This window comes from Pseudalkalibacillus sp. NRS-1564 (assembly GCF_050467905.1).
GTDB lineage: Bacteria > Bacillota > Bacilli > Bacillales > Guptibacillaceae > Guptibacillus > Guptibacillus hwajinpoensis_B.
The window spans coordinates 20,313-39,815 of the sequence record NZ_JBITPM010000046.1 but is presented as its reverse complement, the minus strand read 5'-3'; the positions used below and the strand labels follow the sequence as shown (position 1 = coordinate 39,815).

Sequence of the window (19,503 nt, the reverse complement as noted above, 5' to 3'; positions counted from 1 at the left end):
ACAAGTTTGTTAGAGTGAACTGTGCGGCTATTTCAGAATCACTATTTGAAAGTGAACTTTTTGGCTATGAGGACGGTGCGTTTTCAGGTGCCCGTCAAGGGGGGAAACGAGGACTTTTTGAAGAAGCGAATGGCGGAAGTATTTTTCTTGATGAAATTGGAGAGGTGTCATTAGGTACACAGGCGAAGCTTCTTCGCGTTCTTCAGGAACGTGAAATTGTTCGAGTGGGTGGAGCGAAGCCGGTTTCCATCAATGTAAGAATTATTGCAGCCACCAATGCAAAACTTGAAAAAAGAATAATCGATGGTTCATTTAGGGAAGATTTATACTATCGATTAAATCGTTTACCGATCCAAATCCCTCCACTAAGGCAACGCAAAGAAGATATTGCTTCACTTGCTGAGCATCTTCTTACAAAAATCAACCAAGATTATGGAAGAAACGTTGAGGGGATTACGTCATCAGCTATTGATTATTTAAAAAGCTATGATTGGCCTGGAAACGTTAGAGAATTTGAAGATGTACTTGGTAGAATTGTTATTCATATGGATACATCTGAAACCATGATTGACCTTGAACATCTTCCGTCCTTATTAAGCGAAAAGAAAGACGCTGATTTATTGTCGGTAGAACGTACCCCTGACAAAATGCTATCCCAGTTAGTTGATGAATTTGAGAGGAAAACGATTCAGCAAACTCTTGAGCATTACGGTGGGAATAAAACTGCCACGGCAAAGGCGTTAGGAGTGTCACTTCGAAATTTGTATTATAAAATGGAAAAACACGAAATTGAAAAATCTAGCATGCAATAATTTGCATGGATTGCGAATTATTGCATAGTTCAATAACCGCGAATCCTTGTTGCGTCAACAAGTGAGAATTGGCATGGAACTTGCATAATAGTATGATGGCGTAAAAGGAGGGACATCAATGAATCTAGATCAACTTGTGAAGAAGGTAGCGGAACAGCCGACTAAAACAGTTGCGCTTGCCTCCGCGGCAGATCAAGAAGTGATTGAAGCAGTTCATAAAGCCATTGACAAACAACTTGCTTCATTCATCCTTTACGGAGATCAGAACAAACTCGAGCAAATGCTAGATAATCACGGATTATCTCAATCAACATTTATCAAGGTTGTCCAGGCTCGATCAGACCAGGAGGCTTCGAGAGCTGCTGTTATGGCGGTTAGAAATGGAGAAGCTGATGTGTTAATGAAAGGAATGGTCTCCACTTCGGTTATTTTAAAAGAAGTTTTAAATAAAGAATATGGGTTACGAAAAGGAAAAGTACTTTCTCACATAGCTGCGTTTGACGTTCAGGGATACGAACGCCTGATCTTCGTGACAGACTCAGGTATGAATATTGCCCCGGATTTAAAGCAAAAGGTTGAAATTGTTAAAAACGCTGTATATATTGCGAAAAGCATTGGTGTTACATTACCTAAAGTTGTACCGCTTGCTGCAGTAGAAGTGGTCAATCCTGCTATGCAGGCGACGCTTGATGCATCAGCACTTACACAAATGAACAATAGAGGTCAAATTGCTGATTGTATCATTGATGGACCACTTGCACTAGATAATGCTATTTCTGTCGAGGCAGCTGAGCATAAAGGGATAAAGAGTGAAGTTGCAGGTAAAGCAGATATTCTTCTTGTCCCTTCAATTGAAGTGGGGAATGCACTATATAAATCACTCGTTTATTTTGCGAATGCAAAAGTTGGTGGAGTTATTGCAGGTGCAAAGGCGCCAATTGTTTTAACTTCTCGAGCAGATAGTGCACAAAGTAAAGTTTATAGTATCGCGCTTGCGGTTAGTTCAGCTAAATAAATTTTTAGGAAAACAGAGAGGGAGATTTAAATGGAACTTTTTACTTATATGGAGAAATATGATTACGAACAAGTGGTAGTTTGTCAGGATAAAGCTTCAGGGTTAAAAGCGATTATCGCCATTCATGATACAACACTAGGACCAGCTCTTGGTGGTACAAGAATGTGGACATATGCTTCCGAAGAAGCGGCGTTTGAAGATGCTCTTCGTCTTGCAAAAGGGATGACTTACAAAAATGCTGCGGCTGGCTTGAATCTTGGAGGGGGAAAAACTGTTATTATTGGTGACCCTCGCAAAGACAAAAACGAAGCAATGTTCCGTGCGTTCGGTCGTTACATTCAGGGTCTAAATGGTCGTTATATTACTGCGGAAGACGTAGGTACAACAGTTCAAGATATGGATATGATCCACGAAGAGACAGAGTATGTAACGGGTATTTCACCGGCATTTGGTTCTTCTGGTAACCCTTCTCCTGTAACAGCATACGGTGTTTATGTTGGAATGAAGGCAGCTGCAAAAGAAGCATTCGGTACCGATTCGTTAGAAGGTAAAACAGTAGCAGTTCAGGGAGTTGGGAATGTTGCATATAACCTTTGCAAACATCTTCACGAAGAAGGAGCTTCACTTGTAGTCACTGACATTAACAAAGAATCTGTTGATCGTGCAGTTGCTGATTTTGGAGCGAAAGCAGTCGATCCGGACGATATTTACGAAGTAGAGTGCGACATTTTCGCTCCTTGTGCACTTGGTGCCATTATTAATGACGAGACTATAGGGAAAATTAAAGCAAAAGTTATTGCAGGAGCGGCTAACAACCAGCTTCGCGAAACGTCTCATGGTGATCAGATTCACGAAATGGGTATCGTATATGCACCGGACTATGTAATTAACGCAGGTGGCGTTATTAACGTTGCTGATGAGCTTTATGGTTATAATCGCGATCGCGCTATGAAACGTGTTGATGGCATTTATGACACCATTGCGAAAGTCATTGAAATCTCTAAACGCGATGGTATTCCTACTTATGCAGCAGCTGACCGCCTTGCTGAAGAAAGAATTGAGCAAATGAAGCAATCAAGAAGCCAATTCTTAATGAATTCTCAGCACATTCTAGGTCATCGCAGATAAACGGAGGGTTTCGAGTGACAGATAAAGAATATCGACTTCTGGTAATCAACCCGGGATCAACATCGACTAAAATAGGTGTTTTTGATAATGAACGTGCCGTATTTGAGAAATCATTACGGCACGATACGGATGAGATTAATCAATACAAAACCATCATCGATCAGTATGAATTCAGAAAAAACACTATTCTTGAAGCGTTAGATGAAGAAGATATTAACATTTCGAGGTTATCGGCAGTAGTAGGCCGTGGTGGTTTATTACGTCCCATTGAAGGGGGGACGTATTCAGTCAATGACATGATGCTCGAAGATCTTCGAAACGGTTTCTCAGGTGAACATGCTTCAAATTTAGGTGGAATTATTGCCTTTGAAATTGCTGAACAGCTAAATATTCCTTCTTTTATTGTAGATCCGGTTGTTGTGGATGAGCTTCAAGATGTGGCCCGTCTTTCGGGAGTGCCTGAAATAGAGCGCAAAAGTATATTTCATGCCTTAAACCAAAAGGCTGTTGCTAGAAGAGTTGCATCCCAACTGAATAGTAAATACGAAGAGTTGAACCTTATCGTAACTCATATGGGTGGAGGGATTACGGTAGGCGCGCATCATAAAGGGAAAGTTATTGATGTGAATAATGGTTTGCATGGGGAAGGTCCTTTCTCACCTGAACGTGCCGGTACAGTTCCGGTAGGAGAATTAGTATCTATGTGCTTCTCCGGAGAATACTATGCAGATGAAATTATGAAAAAGGTCGTTGGACAAGCTGGTTACGTTGGTTATCTGGGGACGAATGATGCTGTGAAAGTAGAGCGGCGAATCAGTGAAGGTGATGAGAGAGCAAAGCTCGTTTTTGACGCAATGGCATATCAAGTAGCAAAAGAGATCGGTGCTGCTAGCGCTGTTCTTGCTGGAGAGGTCGATGCGATTGTATTAACGGGTGGACTAGCATATGGTAAGCAGTTTGTATCTCAAATAACAGATCAGATTAAGTGGATCGCTGACGTTATTGTCCATCCTGGAGAAAATGAGCTCCAGGCTTTAGCTGAAGGTGGATTACGGGTGTTGAGAAAAGAAGAAAAGGCAAAAGTATACCCTGTTTCTTCCATAGAATCGACTGTCATGTAATGGTTATTAACTTTTTCATATGATTGTTACGACCTTAACTGTAAAAGGGAATAAATTGTTCTATAAAGGAGAATTTGAATGGCTGAAGAATATGATCTCGTCATTATGGGTGGAGGTACTGGTGGCTATGTAGCCGCTATACGGGCTTCACAACTTGGTCTCAAAACGGCAATTGTTGAAAAACGTGAACTTGGTGGAACATGTTTGCATCGTGGATGTATTCCTAGTAAAGCATTGCTTCGAAGTGCTGAAGTGTATGCTACTGCTAAGCACGGTGAAGAGTTTGGCGTTATGGCTAAAGAAATTGCCCTAGACTTTAAGAAAGTTCAAGAACGTAAACAAGGTATCGTTGACCAACTTCATAAAGGTGTTCAACACCTAATGAAGCAGGGGAAGATTGATGTATTTGAGGGCTTTGGTAGAATTCTTGGACCATCTATCTTTTCTCCAATGCCTGGTACGGTCTCAGTCGAGATGAATAACGGAGAAGAAAATGCAATGCTAATTCCCAAAAACGTTATTGTTGCAACTGGTTCTAAACCGCGTACGCTTCCAGGCCTTGAAATAGATGGCGAATATGTTATGACTTCTGATGAAGCGCTTCGTATGGAAAGTCTACCATCTTCGATCATCATTGTCGGCGGAGGCGTAATCGGGATTGAATGGGCTTCAATGCTTGTTGATTTTGGTGTAGACGTTACGGTTGTAGAATATGCGGATCGGATCGTACCAACAGAAGACAAGGATATCTCTAAAGAAGCGCATAAGCTTATGAAGAAAAAAGGAATCAAGCTTTTCACTGGAGCAAAGGTGATGGGTGATTCTCTTACTATAGATAATGGTGTCTCCATTGATGCTGAGCATGAAGGGGAAACCAAAACATTTACTGCTGACAAAATGCTTGTATCAGTTGGGCGTGAGGCAAATGTGAAAAACATTGGACTTGAGAACACGACGATCGAGGTAGACAAGGGTGTCATCCAGACCAATGAATATTACCAAACGAAAGAATCTCATATTTATGCGATTGGTGATGTTATTGGAGGAATGCAGCTAGCTCACGTGGCTTCTCATGAAGGGATTACCGCCGTTGAACATTTAGCGGATCAAAATCCTGAACCAATTGATTACACAATGGTTTCTAGCTGCATTTACAGCAGTCCAGAAATGGCAAGTGTAGGCTTGACAGAAAATCAGGCAAAAGAACAAGGTCATAATATTAAGGTTGGGAAATTCCCTTTTAAAGCGATTGGCAAGGCGCTTGTTTTTGGGGAGTCTGATGGTTTTGTGAAAATTGTAGCTGATGCTGATAACGAGGATCTCCTTGGCGTACATATGATTGGTCCTCATGTAACAGATATGATTTCTGAAGCTGGTCTTGCAAAAAGTACTAGATGCTGCATCATGGGAAGTGGCACATACAATCCATCCTCACCCTACATTATCCGAGGCAATTGGTGAAGCTGCGCTTGCAGTGGATGGAAAAGCAATTCATTCTTAATAAAGGTTATATAAGGAGGTAAAACATTATGGCTGAAAATCGTCATGAAGCATTAGGTCTCTCTGATGAAAGAGTGCTCGAAATGTTTGAAACAATGTTAATGGCTCGTAAAATTGATGAACGCATGTGGTTACTTAACCGAGCTGGGAAAATTCCATTTGTAATCTCTTGTCAAGGGCAGGAGGCAGCACAGGTAGGCTCTGCCTTTGCAATGGATCCAGAAAAAGATTTTGTCGCTCCTTATTATCGTGATATGGGAGTTGTCCTTGCGTTCGGTATGACTGCAAAAGACCTTATGCTATCTGGATTTGCGAAAGCAGAAGATCCAAACTCTGCAGGTCGTCAAATGCCTGGGCATTTCGGACAGAAGAAGAATAATATCATTACTGGGTCTTCTCCAGTAACAACGCAAGTACCACATGCGGTAGGATTTGCTCTTGCGGGGCGTATGGAAGGGAAAGATCTTGTCACATTCTGCTCATTCGGTGAAGGTTCATCGAACCAGGGTGATTTCCATGAAGCAGCAAACTTTGCTGGTGTTCATAAGTTACCAGTTCTATTCGTATGTGAAAACAATAAATATGCGATTTCAGTACCAGTTTCTAAGCAGTTAGCTTGTGAGAAAGTATCAGACCGTGCGATCGGTTATGGTATGCCAGGAGTAACTGTTGATGGAAATGATCCACTTGCTGTATATGAAGCATCAAAAGAAGCAGTTGAAAGAGGACGTCGCGGTGATGGTCCAACATTGATTGAGACAGTTTCTTATCGTTTAACGCCTCACTCAAGTGATGACGACGATCGCGCCTATCGTACGCGTGAGGAAGTAGAAGAAGCTAAGAAAAAGGATGCGATCATTACCTTTGCAGCTTATTTAAAAGAGGTTGGCGTTCTAACGGATGAGATTGAAAAAGAAATTCACGACCGTGTTCAAAAAGAGGTCGATGAAGCAACAGAATACGCAGAAAATGCGGATTATGCACCTGCCGAAGATGCAATGAAGCATGTATACGCAGAGTAAGGGGGAACCATTATGCCAGTTATTTCATATATTCAATCGATAACCCAGGCCCTAAGAGAAGAAATGCAGCGTGATAAGAAAGTCTTTGTATTAGGTGAAGATGTTGGGGTACGAGGTGGAGTTTTCCGCGCTACTGATGGTTTGTATGATGAGTTTGGAGAACAACGAGTGATTGATACTCCACTTGCAGAGTCTGCTATCGCAGGCGTTGGTATCGGTGCTGCAATGTATGGGATGCGTCCTGTAGCTGAAATGCAGTTTGCTGATTTCATCATGCCTGCGGTCAATCAAATCGTATCAGAAGCGGCAAAAATTCGTTATCGTTCTAACAATGATTGGAGCTGTCCAATTACCATTCGTGCTCCTTATGGTGGTGGGGTGCATGGTGCTCTTTATCATTCGCAATCTGTCGAAGCGCTTTTTGCTAATGTACCGGGACTTAAAATTGTTATGCCATCAACTCCTTACGATGCAAAAGGATTACTAAAAGCAGCGATTCGTGATGACGATCCAGTTCTTTTCTTTGAGCATAAACGAGCTTATCGTTTAATTAAAGGACAGGTGCCTGAAGAAGAGTATACGCTTCCCATAGGAAAAGCGGATATGAAGCGTGAGGGTGACGATATCACGGTTATTACATACGGTCTAAGCGTTCACTTTGCCCTTCGAGCAGCCGAGAAGCTTGAGAAAGACGGTATTTCTGCTCATGTTCTTGATCTTCGAACAGTATACCCGCTTGATCGTGAAGCGATTGTAGAAGCGGCGAAGAAGACAGGAAAGGTTCTTCTTGTTACAGAGGATAATAAAGAAGGAAGCATTATTAGTGAAGTTTCAGCGATTATTGCGGAAGAGTGTCTTTTTGATCTTGACGCTCCAATTCAACGCCTTGCAGGACCTGATGTCCCAGCAATGCCGTATTCTCCTCCGATGGAGAAATATTTCATGTTAAATCCTGATAAAGTCGAGAAAGCGATGCGTGAATTAGCTGAATTTTAAACCGTGGGATGAATAGGAGGGATTAGAGTGGCAGTTGAAAAAATACTCATGCCCCAGTTGGGCGAGAGTGTCACAGAAGGTACAATTGAGAAATGGCTAGTTGAAGTTGGCGATACTGTTAATAAGTACGATCCAATTGCGGAAGTAAATACTGATAAAGTGAATGCGGAAGTTCCATCATCTTATACAGGCGTAATTAAAGAGCTTGTAGCTGCAGAAGGCGATACGATTGAAGTAGGCGAACTGGTTTGCTATATCGATATTGAAGGTGGAGCATCAGAAGAAAAGCAAGAAGAATCTACCGGTCAAAAAGCGATAGAGAATATATCTGAAGATAAAAAAGATCAAGAAGAAGTAGATCAGCCGATGAAACGTCGTTATTCACCAGCTGTTCTCCGTATGGCTCAGGAAAACAATCTTGATCTTGAACAAATAAGCGGTTCTGGTAAAGGTGGGCGTATTACCCGTAAAGATATCCAGAAGGTGATTGAGTCAGGTGAAATGCCAGCACCTAAAGAAGAACCTAAAGCTGTTAGCAAGAAGGAAGAGAAGAAAGAAGCTCCAAAAGCTCCAGTGAAAGAAACTTCTGAAGGAAAAGGAGCAGATGTTCCTGTAGCAGAAGGGGATATTGAAATTCCTGTTACTGGTGTTCGTCGTGCGATTGCCAACAATATGCTTCGCAGTAAGCATGAAGCGCCACATGCATGGACGATGATTGAAGTTGACGTAACGAATCTCGTTGAATATCGAAATGGGATAAAAGATGACTTTAAGAAGAAGGAAGGATATGGCTTAACGTTCTTTGCGTTCTTTGTTAAAGCTGTCGTAGAAGCTCTGAAAGAATTCCCTCAAATGAATTCAATGTGGGCTGGCGATAAGATCGTTCAGAAAAAAGATATTAATATTTCCATTGCTGTAGGAACAGATGAATCTCTTTTCGTCCCTGTTATTAAAAATGCAGACGAAAAATCAATTAAAGGCATTGCTCGCGAAGTGAAAGAGCTTGCTCAAAAAGCCAAAACGGGTAAACTGAAGGGTGAAGAAATGCAGGGTGGAACATTCACTGTGAATAACACTGGGTCTTTCGGCTCTGTTCAATCCATGGGGATTATAAACTATCCTCAAGCAGCCATTCTTCAAGTTGAGAGTATTGTGAAGCGTCCTGTAGTTATGAACAACGGTATGATTGCTGTTCGTGATATGGTTAACCTTTGCCTTTCTCTTGACCATAGAGTTCTAGATGGCATGATTTGCGGTAAGTTTCTTGCTCGGGTAAAAGAAAATCTAGAGACGATTTCAAAAGACAATACTTCCGTTTATTAAGAAATACAGCCGTCCTTACTCGGATGGCTGTTTTTTTTGATAAAGTTTGAAAGCGTTTCTTGGAAAAGTATAGGGATTCGCGATACAATAAGAGAGAAGCTTTCATGATAAAGGGAGGAATATAAAATGTCTATGGACTTTAATTTATTTATGAACGACGTTGTTGCAACAGCTCGTGAAGAAATCAAAGCAGCAGGATATAAAGAATTAACAACTTCTGAAGAAGTAGAAGAGGTTGTGACAAGTAAAGGAACAACGCTTGTGATGGTAAACTCTGTATGTGGATGTGCAGGAGGGGTTGCGCGACCGGCTGCAAAAATGGCTATTACAAACGAGAAGGTGCCAGATCAACTTGTAACTGTGTTTGCAGGTCAAGATAAAGAGGCTACAGCAACAGCACGTTCATACTTCAAAGGTTTTGCACCATCTTCTCCATCGTTTGCTATATTAAAAGACGGAGAAATTATTAATATGGTTGAACGTCATGAAATCGAAGGTAGCGATCCTGAAGAAGTATCTGGAATGCTACAATACTTATTTAATAAATATTGTTAAATTGAACTCATTTACTCAAAAGCACCAGGCAAACTTGCCTGGTGCTTTTTTGCATATAATATTAGTTTCTGCTTCTTTAATTAAGAAGGAACAAGAGAGTTTTTTGTTTAATAATACAGAATAAACCGAATTTAACAACTTTAATTTATATGAAATAATATGAATAAATATGTAGAAATCTAAATTATTATCTGCTATAGTAATCAATATACAAAAAAACGAATTATTATACATTGATCAGGGGGATTTAAAATGAAGAAAAATTGGCTAATGGTTATGGTTGGATTATTCATGGTGATGGCACTAGTTGCATGCGGATCTTCAAATGAAAATTCGAACGAAGAAGAAAGTGGAGGTTCATCTGAAGAAACGCTCATTATGGGAACTTCAGCTGATTATCCGCCGTTTGAATACATTGATTCTGCAAAAGGAGAAGATATTATTGGTTTTGACGTCGATATTGCAAACTACATCGCTGATGAGTTGGGATATAATGTGGAAATTAAAGATATGGATTTTAGCGGATTAATTACAGCACTAAGTAGTGAACGTGTTGATTTCGTTCTTGCAGGAATGACGCCTACAGATGAACGTAAGGAAAATGTCGATTTCTCAGAAATTTATTATTCAGCTAATCACATGGTTGTTTCTTTATCAGATAATAAAATGTCAAAGCCAGAAGACCTTAACGGAGCAAAAGTTGGTGTTCAGCTTGGATCGATTCAAGAAGATAAAGCGAATGAGCTAAAAGACAGTGGAATAAATATGGAGATTATCACATTAAATCGAATTCCAGAACTGATTCAAGAACTTAAGTCAGGACGTTACGATGCCATTATTATTGAAGATACGGTAGCGAAGGGCTACTTAAAAAGTAATGAAGATTTAACTGGTGAGAACCTTCCTAATACCGAGGAAGCAGGGTCAGCTGTCGCTTTTCCAAAAGATAGTGAACTGACTGAAGAATTTGACGAAGTAATTAAAGAAATGAAAGAAAATGGCAAGATGGACGAGCTTATTGAAAAATGGTTTGGTCAAGACACTGTAGAATAACACCTTAGAAGAAAGGATGATCAGGCATGGATTTGGATTTCAGCCAATTCGTGCCTAATATTCCCTACATCCTGCAAGGAATATTGGTCACGTTAAAGTTTGTAAGTGTATCTGCAATAGTAGGATTTGTGCTTGGTACGGTTCTCGCATTATTTAAAATTGGTAGAGTAAAGGTTCTAACTTGGATAGCTGATGCCTATACTTCCGTTTTCCGGGGAACGCCACTTATTTTACAGCTACTATTATTCTACCATGCAACTCCTCAGCTAACGGGTTATGATATTTCAGCTTTTGAAGCCGGTGTCCTTTCATTTGGTCTAAATTCAGCTGCATATATTTCCGAAATTATTCGGGCTGGAATTCGTGCAGTAGACAGCGGACAGAATGAAGCGGCTGCTGCATTAGGTATACCTTATCGTCCGATGATGAAGGATATCATTCTACCACAGGCTATGAAAAACATTTTACCTGCACTCATGAATGAATTTATTACATTAACGAAGGAATCAGCGATTGTATCTGTTATTGGTGTGTTTGATATTATGAGAAGAAGTCAAATAGTGGCTGCAGAGAAGTTCAAGTATTTTGAGCCGTTACTTATTGCGGGGATCATTTATTACTTACTCGTTATGATATTAACTCTAGTTGGAAAAATGGTGGAAAGGAGAATGAGCCGGAGTGATTAAAATAGACAATTTACACAAGAAGTTTGGAACTCTTGAAGTATTAACTGATATTCAAACAACGATTCAAAAAGAAGAAGTAGTTGCAATTATTGGACCTTCTGGATCTGGTAAATCAACTCTTCTTCGATGTATGAATCAATTAGAAAATGCAACCTCCGGAACAATCTGGGTAGATGATAAAAAATTAACAGATCCCACTACAAACGTCATGGAGTTACGTCAGTCTATTGGGATGGTGTTCCAGCATTTTCACCTTTTTCCTCATAAAACAGTATTGGAAAATCTTATTTATGCCCCAATGAAAGTAAAAGGATTAAAGCGAGAGGCTGCTGAGAAAAAAGCACATGAGCTCCTATTGCAAGTTGGGCTTTCCATGAAGGCGAATGAATATCCGAAACGGCTTTCTGGAGGTCAAAAGCAACGTGTAGCCATAGCTAGAGCCCTAGCTATGGAACCTGAGTATATGTTGTTTGATGAACCGACTTCTGCACTCGATCCTGAAATGGTAAAAGAAGTTCTTGATGTAATGAAGGATCTTGGTCAATCAGGGATGACTATGGTGATTGTTACACATGAAATGGCTTTTGCAAGAGAAGCAGCTGATCGTATCCTTTTTCTTGATGGAGGAAAGCTTGTGGAAGAAAGTGAACCTGCAGTATTCTTCAATGAACCAAAAACAGATCGAGCAAAAGCATTCTTAGAAAAAGTGTTATGAAGTGAGCCTATGGCTCACTTTTTTTGTTGAGTATAAGATAAAGCGTCTGAATTGGATATATAATCGGACTATCACAACTATAGAATGTAAGGTTTTATTGTGAAAATATTTTTTTGAAAGCGCTATTTAAAGAGAATTTGCTGTTCAACGATTCGAAAATGGTTTAGACTCTGATAATTGAAGGATATTAAAGTAGTAAGTCATATTTGGAAGGAAGTATCTTTATTGAAAGTGAAAATTGGTTATAGAACGGTAAAAACGGCAATAGGTACTGGTGTTGCGATAACAATCGCCCAATTGTTTTCTCTTGATAACTACGTTTCTGCTGGCATACTTACCATTCTTTGTATAAAACCGACGACTAAACGGTCTTTTCGAAGTTCATGGGAACGATTTCTAGCTTGTTTACTCGGAATTGTGTTTAGCGCTGTATTTTTTGAAGGAATCGGATATACACCGTTTAGCATCTCACTATTGTTGCTTTTCTTTATACCAGCCGTTGTCGCCATCAAGGCAACCGAAGGCGTTATTACAAGCTCAGTTATCATTCTCCATATTTATAATTTTAATCAAGTAAGCTGGGACATTGTATGGAACGAAGTAGCTATTATTGTTATTGGTATAGGTGTTGCTCTTCTATTTAACCTCTATATGCCAAGTCTTGAGAAAGATTTATTGAATATTAGAAAACAAATTGAAGAGAAGTTTTCTGTGATCTTAATGGAATACGCGGTTTATCTTCGAGAAGGTGAAAGCAGCTGGGACGGTAAAGAAATCATTGAAGTAGGTGATTTGCTTCAGTATGCGAAGAACTTAGCTCTTAAAGATATCGAAAATCATATGATTCGCGATGATGATAAGTACTATGTTTATTTCAAAATGCGAGAAAAACAATTTACGATATTAGAGAGAGTGTTGCCGATTATTTCTTCACTCGATCAAACATATATTCACGGTCGTAAAATTGCCGATTTTATGGAAAAGCTTAGTGAAGCTGTTAAACCCCAAAATACTGCGAATCTTTTTCTAGAAGAGCTTGAATCCATGAGAGAAGAATTTAGGAATTCGCCGTTACCTGTTGCTCGAGACGAATTTGAAACGCGGTCAGCTCTTCTATATTTTCTAAATGAAATCGAACAATATTTGCTATTAAAACGATACTTTAAACCGGGAGCTTTCTCAAAATCCGAATGAATTGAATAAATAGATGCATGATAGATACTAAAAGGGGTGTTAGACTATGACTTCTTTCTTACTATCGATATATCTCTCTGTGTCCATTCTTTTCCCATTCGGTAATCAGCCTAACGCCGGAGATCCGTTTCTTATCGTCAATAAGATGACAAATGAGCTTGCTTTCATTAATGACAATGAAATTCAACGTGTTTTACCAGTAGCGACCGGTCGAAGTATAGAAGATACACCAGAAGGGCTTTTTACAATCATTATAAAAGCCGAAGACCCTTATTACAGAAAGAAAAACATAAAGGGTGGTGCGAAAGACAATCCACTTGGTACAAGATGGATTGGGTTTGATGCAAAAGGCACAAATGGTCGGATTTACGGTGTCCATGGTACTAATCGTCCATATTCAATTGGTGAATATATAACGGCGGGTTGCATACGTCTTTTAAATAAAGAGGTTGAGTCGCTTTTTGAGGTCGTTCCAATTGGAACGAAAATCATGATTACTACGAGTGAGAATGATTTTTATAAGCTTGGGGTTGAATCTGGAGCCCTATCTAAGGATAAAGCTATTTTAGATCATAAAGGAGCCCAAAATTAACTTCGTTCATAGCTATGAATAATGATAGATACTAAAAGAGATTGCTTATACAAAGAAGAGGCTGTCAGCTGACAGCCTCTTCTTTGTATAGAATAAAAACTATTTCTTTATTTGAGAATGATTTTTTTGCTAAAAACAATTCGTTATTAAAACAACATCGCAGTTGCTCCAGCAAACAAACTAAGAAGCATCGAGATAATCATAATATATACAACAATTTTTGTGGCTTTACGAGGCATGAGAGTCCCTCCCAAAATAAACATTCTATTGTCATTTTACATGGATTTCTTATGTTGGACAAGACAATCCTTCATGAAACGGTAGCGAGTATCGACAAATTTTGTAGTTCTAGAAGGAAAACGCTTACTTAATGAAGAATTAGATATAAGTTAGACATCTAAATTTCGAATTAATTTTATAGCAAGACAACTAGGGAGGAATGGGGATGGAGACAGAGAACAAAGATTTTCAAACTCAATTTAAGGAATGGAAAGAACTAACTGAAAAACTAATTGAGAAGTTTCCGGAGAAGAAAGAAGCGTTTAAGACGAGCTCTGGAATTGATATAGACCGTTTGGGACATCCAGAAACTTTGGATAAGAACTACATGGAGAAATTGGGCTTACCAGGCCAATATCCATATACAAGAGGTATTCAACCAACGATGTACCGAGGTAGAACATGGACAATGAGACAGTATGCGGGGTTTGGATCAGCTGAGGAAACCAACCGTCGCTTTAGATATTTACTTGATCAAGGTCAAACTGGATTATCAGTAGCCTTCGATCTTCCTACACAGATCGGCTATGATTCAGACGATATGATGGCCAAAGGTGAAGTTGGTAAAGTGGGTGTTGCTATTGATTCACTCAATGATATGGAAGCGCTTTTACGAGATATCCCTCTTGATAAAGTCAGTACTTCCATGACCATTAATGCTCCAGCATCTGTATTGCTTGCTATGTATATTGTCGTTGCAGAAAAACAGGGAGTGTCACAGGCACAAATTTCTGGAACGATCCAAAATGATATTTTAAAAGAATACATCGCCAGGGGCACGTATATTTTTCCACCAAAACCATCTATGAGACTTATCACAGACATTTTCGCTTATTGTGCTGAGCATGTACCGCGATGGAATACGATTAGTATATCAGGCTATCACATAAGAGAAGCGGGATCGACAGCGGCCCAAGAGCTAGCTTTTACAATTGCTAACGGAATCGCTTATGTTGACGCAGCCATTGAAACTGGGTTAAAGGTCGATGACTTTGCACCAAGATTGGCCTTCTTCTTTAACGGACACAATCAGTTCCTTGAAGAAATTGCGAAGTTCAGAGCTGCGAGAAGAATTTGGGCAAAGATTATGAAGGAACGGTATGGAGCTAAAAAAGCGAAAAGCCTTCAGCTACGTTTTCACACTCAAGTAGCAGGATCAACGCTAACAGCCCAACAACCGGATAACAATATCGTTCGAGTTACCATTCAGGCGCTTGCAGCAGTATTAGGTGGTACCCAGAGTTTGCATACGAATGCAAAGGATGAAGCATTAGCGTTACCAACAGAAGATTCAGCACGGATTGCTCTTCGAACGCAGCAAATTATCGCGAATGAAAGTGGTGTTACGGATACGGTTGATCCGCTAGGAGGTTCTTTCTTTATTGAGAAACTAACTAATCAGTTAGAAGAGTATGTGTTTAAATATATTCGCAAGATTGATGATATGGGTGGTGCAGTCTCAGCTGTTGAGCAAGGTTATATGCAGCGGGAAATTCATCAAGCTTCTTATGAAACTCAAAAGAAAATCGAAAGCGGCGAAGAAGTCGTTGTTGGAATGAATCAATATACTCTAGAAGATGAACCAAAGCCTGAATTACATCGTATTGATCCGGAGCTTCAGCGCAAACAAATCGAGAAACTTGAATCGCTGCGCTCAACGAGAGAACCGAATCGAGTGAGCGCTCGGTTGGAAGAATTGAGAATGGGAGCTAAAGGAACTAGCAATTTAATGCCTCTTATTATTAACTGTGTTAGAGACTATTGCACGGTTGGCGAAATCTGCGGGGTACTTCGGGAAGAATTTGGTGAGTACACAGGAATCTAAACAAACTGGGAGTTGAACGATATGAAGAAGATTCGAGTATTGATTGCGAAGCCAGGTCTTGACGGACACGATAGAGGTGCTCTTGTTATTGCGCAGGCCCTTCGAGACTATGGAATGGAAGTGATCTACACAGGGTTAAGACAGACGCCACAGCAAATCGTTGCAGCTGCTGTACAAGAAGATGTAGATGCAATTGGCCTATCTTGTTTATCTGGGGCCCATAATGAATTATTCCCTGAGATTGTTTCATTATTAGAAGAGCGCAGTGCAGGGGATATTATTGTAGTGGGAGGGGGCGTAATTCCATGGGAAGACATTCCGTTTCTTGAATCAAAAGGGATTCAAAAAGTTTTCACGCCTGGAACACCTACAAAAGATACAGCCATTTTTATTGAAAAAGCAGTATATGAGCGTGATGGAATTGACCAAACAGTTAAAGAACCACCAAAGAAAATTGATCATATTGGGATTGCCGTTTCTTCTCTTGAAGAAGCACTACCTTTTTATGTGAATCAGCTTCACTTGAAGCTTGAAGCGATTGAGGAAGTCGCTTCTGAAGGTGTGAAAGTCGCTTTTATGAAAATCGGTGAGTCGAGAATCGAACTTCTCGAACCAATGAGTGAGTCTAGTCCAGTGGCCATATTCATTAAGAAGAGAGGCGAGGGTATTCACCATATTGCTCTAGCTGATGACAGGATTGAAGAACGATTGAAAGAGCTTTCTTCAAACGGTGTTAAGCTGATTCATGAAACACCTGTTAAAGGAGCTGGTGGAGCGAACATTGCATTTCTGCATCCTAAATCAGCAGGAGGAGTACTATACGAACTTTGTGAAAAGGGAACGAAGGAGGCAGAATAATGGACATGTACGATAAAATTAATGAACTGTATGATCGCAGAAGAGAAGTTGAAATGGGCGGTGGTGATGAACGGATTAACAAGCAGCACGAGAAAGGTAAATTAACCGCCAGGGAACGAATTGACTTGCTGGTTGACTCAGGTACCTTTGTTGAGTTGAACTCGTTCATTGAACATCGTTCTCAAGACTTCGGAATGGGAGATTTAAAAGCACCTGGAGAAGGTGTTGTGACAGGTTATGGAAAAGTAGATGGTCGTCCCATTTATGTTTTTGCCCAAGATTTCACTGTGTTTGGTGGCGCATTAGGGGAAATGCACGCCAAAAAAATAACCCATGTTATGGATCTTGCTGCTCGTAATGGTGCTCCAATCATTGGTTTGAATGACTCTGGAGGTGCGAGAATTCAAGAAGGTGTGGTATCATTGGACGGGTACGGACATATCTTCTATCGAAATTCGATCTATTCCGGAGTGATCCCACAAATTTCTGTGATTATGGGTCCATGTGCAGGTGGGGCTGTTTATTCACCAGCAATTACTGATTTTGTTTTTATGGTAGAAGATACGAGTCAGATGTTTATTACTGGTCCGAAAGTAATCGAAACGGTTACGCGTGAGAAAATTTCTGCTGAAGATCTTGGCGGTGCGAAAGTTCACCGTTCTAAAAGTGGAAATGCGCACTTCACAGGAAAAACTGAGGAAGAAGTTCTCGCAAACGTTCGCGATTTGATCACTTACTTACCATCCAATAACGAGGAGAAGACGCCAATCGTGGCAAGTCCGGAACGAGATGATTTTTGTTCAGATCTTGCCGATATTGTCCCATTTGACTCCACGAGGCCATATGACGTTAGAGCCGTAATTGATTCAGTGGTTGATAAAGATTCTTTCTTAGAAGTACAAAAGTATTTTGCGAAGAATATCGTCATCGGTTTTGCAAGAATCAAGGGAGAAACAGTTGGAATGATTTGCAATCAGCCTAAGGTAATGGCAGGAGGACTTGATATTGATTCTTCTGATAAGCTTTCAAGGTTTATCCGATTCTGTGATTCATTTAATATACCATTGATCACGTTTGAGGATGTTACAGGATTTTTCCCTGGGATCAAGCAAGAACATGGTGGCATTATTCGTCACGGAGCAAAAATTCTTTATTCATATTCTGAAGCAACGGTTCCCAAAATTACAGTTATTTTAAGAAAAGCTTATGGTGGAGCATATGTTGCCCTAAACTCGAAATCCATTGGAGCTGACCTTGTATATGCATGGCCGAATGCAGAGATAGCTGTAATGGGTCCAGAGGGAGCCGCAAACGTCATTTTTGCGAGAGAAATTAATGGGAGCGATAATCCCGAAGAAACGCGCGCTTCAAAGATTGAAGAGTATCGGGAGAAATTTGCTAATCCATACATAGCCGCATCACGCGGGATGGTTGATGATGTCATTGATCCGAGAGAGACTAGAATGAAATTGATTGAAGCACTGGAATTAATGAGAAATAAGCGAGAAGAACGTCCAAAGAAAAAGCATGGTAACATTCCGCTATAAAATGAATTACAGGAGGCACGACATCATGATTAATGAACAAAGACTTGTGGATGAGTTTTTAGAACTCGTTCAAATTGATTCTGAAACAAAAAACGAAAAGAAAATAGCTGCCATTTTAAAAGAAAAGTTCACATCACTTGGTGTGGAAGTAGAAGAAGATGATGCAGCAGAAAAAACGGAACATGAAGCCGGTAACCTAATTTGTACACTAAAAGGCAACGTCGAAAGTGCAGATCCGATCTACTTCACTTCGCATATGGATACAGTTGTCCCAGGAAAAGGAGTTAAGCCTTCAATTAAAGATGGTTATGTTGTATCGGATGGAACAACGATTCTTGGTGCCGATGACAAAACTGGACTAGCTGCGATGTTTGAAGCTATTCGTGTATTAAAAGAACAGAATATCGAGCATGGAACGATCCAATTTATTATAACTGTTGGAGAAGAGTCTGGGCTACAAGGTGCAAAAGTTCTTGATCCAGAGAAGCTAATTGCCAAATTTGGCTACGCTCTCGATAGTGATGGTGAAGTTGGTAAAATTATCACAGCGGCTCCTACTCAAGCAAAAATCAAGGCAACTATTTATGGAAAAACGGCTCATGCAGGAGTAGCACCTGAAAAGGGAGTTTCTGCAATCACGATGGCAGCAAAATCTATTGCTAAGATGCCTCTTGGACGTTTGGATAATGAAACGACAGCGAATATTGGTCGTTTTCAAGGTGGCTCACAAACAAACATTGTATGCGACTATGTGGAAGTTCTTGCAGAAGCACGCTCGCTCGTTCCAGAGAAAATGGAAGCTCAAGTAGAAAAAATGAAGAAAGCATTTGAGACAACAGCTTCAGATATGGGAGGCTCCGTTGATCTTGATATAAAGGTCATGTACCCTGGATTTAAGTTCAACGATGGTGATTACGTTGTAGAAATAGCGAAAAAAGCTATGGAAAAGATTGGTCGTTCCCCAGAATTATTAACTAGTGGCGGTGGAAGTGACGCAAACGTTATAGCTGGACACGGTATCCCTACAATTAACCTTGCGGTAGGTTATGAAGAAATTCATACGACAAATGAACGGATGCCGGTTAAAGAATTAGTGAAAGTTTCTGAAGCCGTTGTATCTATTATTAAAGAAGTTGCAAATGCATAGTAAGTAAAGCATTGTTTAGAACATTGTCGAATTTAGACAATGTTCTTTTTTTGTTGTTCTCATCTTCGTGGCAGGATTCCTATATTATGTTAAAATAGATTCGTATGATTACAATTTAAGAAGTGGAAGCGGTGT

At 40.1% G+C, this 19,503-nt stretch carries 18 protein-coding genes and 1 pseudogene; 18 read left to right on the top strand and 1 reads right to left on the bottom strand.

The annotated features are described in order from the left end of the window. The 14 genes and pseudogenes from ACIFPW_RS20700 to ACIFPW_RS20635 form a co-directional block, all read left to right on the top strand. On the top strand, positions 1-812 hold an 812-nt coding region (locus ACIFPW_RS20700; protein ID WP_430246970.1), incomplete at its 5' end, for a sigma-54 interaction domain-containing protein. 118 nt (positions 813-930) lie between these two features. Continuing rightward, positions 931-1,827, top strand: coding sequence for a phosphate butyryltransferase (yqiS, locus tag ACIFPW_RS20695; protein ID WP_430246969.1), 897 nt, complete (start codon positions 931-933; stop codon positions 1,825-1,827). 30 nt (positions 1,828-1,857) lie between these two features. After that, positions 1,858-2,955: a branched-chain amino acid dehydrogenase gene (gene bcd, locus ACIFPW_RS20690; protein ID WP_194222096.1), complete on the top strand. Its 1,098-nt coding sequence runs from the start codon at positions 1,858-1,860 to the stop codon at positions 2,953-2,955. 14 nt (positions 2,956-2,969) lie between these two features. Beyond that, positions 2,970-4,076 carry a butyrate kinase gene (gene buk, locus ACIFPW_RS20685; RefSeq protein WP_430246968.1) on the top strand — a complete coding sequence of 369 codons (1,107 nt, stop codon included), beginning with the start codon at positions 2,970-2,972 and terminating at the stop codon, positions 4,074-4,076. Positions 4,077-4,154: 78 nt separating this feature from the next. Then, a pseudogene (gene lpdA, locus ACIFPW_RS20680) lies at positions 4,155-5,577 on the top strand (dihydrolipoyl dehydrogenase). A gap of 28 nt (positions 5,578-5,605) precedes the next feature. Continuing rightward, positions 5,606-6,598, top strand: coding sequence for a thiamine pyrophosphate-dependent dehydrogenase E1 component subunit alpha (locus tag ACIFPW_RS20675; protein ID WP_194222093.1), 993 nt, complete (start codon positions 5,606-5,608; stop codon positions 6,596-6,598). A gap of 12 nt (positions 6,599-6,610) precedes the next feature. Further along, a complete protein-coding gene (locus tag ACIFPW_RS20670; protein WP_430246967.1) occupies positions 6,611-7,594 on the top strand; it encodes an alpha-ketoacid dehydrogenase subunit beta in 984 nt (327 codons plus the stop codon). 27 nt (positions 7,595-7,621) lie between these two features. Continuing rightward, complete coding sequence (locus ACIFPW_RS20665) at positions 7,622-8,917, top strand: dihydrolipoamide acetyltransferase family protein (RefSeq protein WP_430246966.1); 1,296 nt, start codon at positions 7,622-7,624, stop codon at positions 8,915-8,917. Between the two features lie 126 nt (positions 8,918-9,043). Continuing rightward, on the top strand, positions 9,044-9,472 hold the full coding sequence (locus ACIFPW_RS20660; protein WP_226614125.1) for a BrxA/BrxB family bacilliredoxin: 429 nt from the start codon (positions 9,044-9,046) through the stop codon (positions 9,470-9,472). Between the two features lie 252 nt (positions 9,473-9,724). After that, positions 9,725-10,525 (top strand): transporter substrate-binding domain-containing protein, encoded by an 801-nt coding sequence (locus tag ACIFPW_RS20655; protein ID WP_430246965.1) that lies wholly within the window; start codon positions 9,725-9,727, stop codon positions 10,523-10,525. 26 nt (positions 10,526-10,551) lie between these two features. Then, entirely contained in the window at positions 10,552-11,211 is a 660-nt protein-coding gene (locus tag ACIFPW_RS20650) for an amino acid ABC transporter permease (protein WP_194222088.1), read from the top strand. Beyond that, positions 11,204-11,926: an amino acid ABC transporter ATP-binding protein gene (locus ACIFPW_RS20645; protein WP_430246964.1), complete on the top strand. Its 723-nt coding sequence runs from the start codon at positions 11,204-11,206 to the stop codon at positions 11,924-11,926. The genes ACIFPW_RS20650 and ACIFPW_RS20645 overlap by 8 nt, the downstream gene beginning before the upstream one ends. A gap of 225 nt (positions 11,927-12,151) precedes the next feature. Further along, positions 12,152-13,120: an aromatic acid exporter family protein gene (locus ACIFPW_RS20640; protein ID WP_430246963.1), complete on the top strand. Its 969-nt coding sequence runs from the start codon at positions 12,152-12,154 to the stop codon at positions 13,118-13,120. A 46-nt stretch (positions 13,121-13,166) separates the two neighbouring features. Continuing rightward, positions 13,167-13,712, top strand: coding sequence for a L,D-transpeptidase (locus tag ACIFPW_RS20635; protein WP_430246962.1), 546 nt, complete (start codon positions 13,167-13,169; stop codon positions 13,710-13,712). A gap of 146 nt (positions 13,713-13,858) precedes the next feature. On the opposite strand, the gene prli42 is transcribed toward ACIFPW_RS20635, so the two are convergent. After that, positions 13,859-13,951, bottom strand: coding sequence for a stressosome-associated protein Prli42 (prli42, locus tag ACIFPW_RS20630; RefSeq protein ID WP_142329569.1), 93 nt, complete (start codon positions 13,949-13,951; stop codon positions 13,859-13,861). Between the two features lie 206 nt (positions 13,952-14,157). Here prli42 and ACIFPW_RS20625 point away from each other — a divergent pair, with 206 nt between their 5' ends. The 4 genes from ACIFPW_RS20625 to ACIFPW_RS20610 are packed head-to-tail and all read left to right on the top strand — an operon-like array spanning position 14,158 to position 19,368. Continuing rightward, the gene (locus ACIFPW_RS20625; RefSeq protein ID WP_430246961.1) at positions 14,158-15,816 is read left to right on the top strand and encodes an acyl-CoA mutase large subunit family protein; all 1,659 of its coding nucleotides are present in this window, start codon (positions 14,158-14,160) and stop codon (positions 15,814-15,816) included. A 21-nt stretch (positions 15,817-15,837) separates the two neighbouring features. After that, on the top strand, positions 15,838-16,674 hold the full coding sequence (gene mce / locus ACIFPW_RS20620; protein WP_430246960.1) for a methylmalonyl-CoA epimerase: 837 nt from the start codon (positions 15,838-15,840) through the stop codon (positions 16,672-16,674). Continuing rightward, the gene (locus ACIFPW_RS20615; RefSeq protein WP_303531129.1) at positions 16,671-18,221 is read left to right on the top strand and encodes an acyl-CoA carboxylase subunit beta; all 1,551 of its coding nucleotides are present in this window, start codon (positions 16,671-16,673) and stop codon (positions 18,219-18,221) included. The genes mce and ACIFPW_RS20615 overlap by 4 nt, the downstream gene beginning before the upstream one ends. 25 nt (positions 18,222-18,246) lie before the next feature. Further along, positions 18,247-19,368 carry a M20/M25/M40 family metallo-hydrolase gene (locus tag ACIFPW_RS20610; RefSeq protein ID WP_430246959.1) on the top strand — a complete coding sequence of 374 codons (1,122 nt, stop codon included), beginning with the start codon at positions 18,247-18,249 and terminating at the stop codon, positions 19,366-19,368. Positions 19,369-19,503 lie beyond the last annotated feature (135 nt).

What these genes read in the sequence shown, in the direction of transcription:
- ACIFPW_RS20650 (WP_194222088.1), top strand. Translation starts at nt 10,552, where the DNA reads ATGGATTTGGATTTCAGCCAATTCGTGCCTAATATTCCCTACATCCTG.
- prli42 (WP_142329569.1), bottom strand. Translation starts at nt 13,951, where the DNA reads ATGCCTCGTAAAGCCACAAAAATTGTTGTATATATTATGATTATCTCG.
- ACIFPW_RS20655 (WP_430246965.1), top strand. Translation starts at nt 9,725, where the DNA reads ATGAAGAAAAATTGGCTAATGGTTATGGTTGGATTATTCATGGTGATG.
- bcd (WP_194222096.1), top strand. Translation starts at nt 1,858, where the DNA reads ATGGAACTTTTTACTTATATGGAGAAATATGATTACGAACAAGTGGTA.
- ACIFPW_RS20670 (WP_430246967.1), top strand. Translation starts at nt 6,611, where the DNA reads ATGCCAGTTATTTCATATATTCAATCGATAACCCAGGCCCTAAGAGAA.
- ACIFPW_RS20610 (WP_430246959.1), top strand. Translation starts at nt 18,247, where the DNA reads ATGATTAATGAACAAAGACTTGTGGATGAGTTTTTAGAACTCGTTCAA.
- ACIFPW_RS20675 (WP_194222093.1), top strand. Translation starts at nt 5,606, where the DNA reads ATGGCTGAAAATCGTCATGAAGCATTAGGTCTCTCTGATGAAAGAGTG.
- mce (WP_430246960.1), top strand. Translation starts at nt 15,838, where the DNA reads ATGAAGAAGATTCGAGTATTGATTGCGAAGCCAGGTCTTGACGGACAC.
- ACIFPW_RS20625 (WP_430246961.1), top strand. Translation starts at nt 14,158, where the DNA reads ATGGAGACAGAGAACAAAGATTTTCAAACTCAATTTAAGGAATGGAAA.
- ACIFPW_RS20635 (WP_430246962.1), top strand. Translation starts at nt 13,167, where the DNA reads ATGACTTCTTTCTTACTATCGATATATCTCTCTGTGTCCATTCTTTTC.
- ACIFPW_RS20660 (WP_226614125.1), top strand. Translation starts at nt 9,044, where the DNA reads ATGTCTATGGACTTTAATTTATTTATGAACGACGTTGTTGCAACAGCT.
- yqiS (WP_430246969.1), top strand. Translation starts at nt 931, where the DNA reads ATGAATCTAGATCAACTTGTGAAGAAGGTAGCGGAACAGCCGACTAAA.